At 32.9% G+C, this 1,299-nt stretch carries 1 protein-coding gene and 1 pseudogene; both read right to left on the reverse strand.

Features of this window, described 5'->3' with window-relative positions; all coding sequences use genetic code 11:
* Nucleotides 1–178 precede the first annotated feature (178 nt).
* Nucleotides 179–856: a 5'-methylthioadenosine/adenosylhomocysteine nucleosidase gene (locus tag KHW44_RS09700; protein ID WP_304068921.1), complete on the reverse strand. Its 678-nt coding sequence runs from the start codon at nucleotides 854–856 to the stop codon at nucleotides 179–181.
* A pseudogene (locus KHW44_RS09705) lies at nucleotides 853–1,299 on the reverse strand (phosphoglucosamine mutase); the annotation flags it as partial. The gene KHW44_RS09700 and the pseudogene KHW44_RS09705, both read right to left, overlap by 4 nt.

Raw genomic sequence — 1,299 nt, forward strand, 5'->3', positions numbered from 1 at the left:
GGGGGTTCAAATCCTCTCACCCCGACCATAATCACAAATTATATTTGTGATTTTTTTGTTTCCTTTTGTTATTGATATTATGAAAAAATACATCTGTTTTATACAGATGTATTTTTTTGCTCATTTTTAAGCAAAATAAAAAACGTAGGACAAATTCTCATTCATCCTACGCTCTTCTCTACATATTTTTAATCAATACAACTACACTGTGTGCAGCCTTCTTTGTTTTTGTTTCTAAATCATTGTAAAATTCATCATCCGCATCGTCATCTGCAAAGTCGGACAAACTTCTTATAACCAAAAACTTCACATCGTTAAGATAACACGTATGAGCAATGGAGCAGCCTTCCATTTCCGTTCCCAACGCGTGATATTTTTCAAATAATTCTTCTTGCTTTTCAGTCGTTGAGATAAATTGATCTCCAGTTACAATAAGGCCTATCCTGTGCTTCAAATTTTCTTGTGTCATAATCTCATCTAATTTTTTCAAAGTTTCACGGTCAGCTTCAAAGGTGTCAGTGTAAGGAATATTGTCGCTAAAAATATCCAAATTTATGTCGTGGTATTTTAACTTGTCCGCAAGTATTACCTCATCAAAAGTAAGAGATTTGTCCAATCCACCGCACACACCACAATTTATTACCAAATCAGGATTATACATATCGATAATTCTTTGTGTTAGAGCTGCTGAGTTAACTTTTCCAATTCCACAAACGCAATTTATAATTTTCTTGTCTTCAAATTCCGAAACATATATTTCATAGTGATTGAACTTGTCCTTTTTAACCGGCTTAAATTGTTCTCTGAAATACTCTTGTTCACTTTCTAATGCCGAAATAATCGCTATTGTTTTCATATTAGCTCACATCTTTCTTCTATTAAATCTTTTAATTCAATAGCTTTTTTCTCTAAATATTCTTGGTTTTCTCCCTCAATCATAACCCTAATCAAAGGCTCAGTTCCCGAAGGTCTAATCAAAACTCTGCCTTCATCTTTGAATTCATGCTCAAGTTCAGCTATTTTTTTATTGATTACTTCATCATCTTTGTACACTTTTTTGTATTCATTATTAACCTTTGCGTTCACCAAAACTTGTGGGAAACTAGTCATCAATTTGTTCATTTCTGAAAGTTTTTGTTTTGATTTAACAGCTATTTCCGCTAATTTAATCGCCGATAAGATTCCATCACCAGTAGTATTATCTTCTATGAAAATAATGTGTCCTGATTGTTCTCCACCAATAATGTAGCCATTTTTTCTCATTTCTTCAAGAACGTATCTGTCCCCAACTTGTGTTTT

Source organism: Finegoldia magna (assembly GCF_018371055.1).
Lineage (GTDB): Bacteria > Bacillota > Clostridia > Tissierellales > Peptoniphilaceae > Finegoldia > Finegoldia magna_I.

Coding starts and splice junctions, on each gene's coding strand:
- KHW44_RS09700 (WP_304068921.1), bottom strand. CDS start 856: ATGAAAACAATAGCGATTATTTCGGCATTAGAAAGTGAACAAGAGTAT.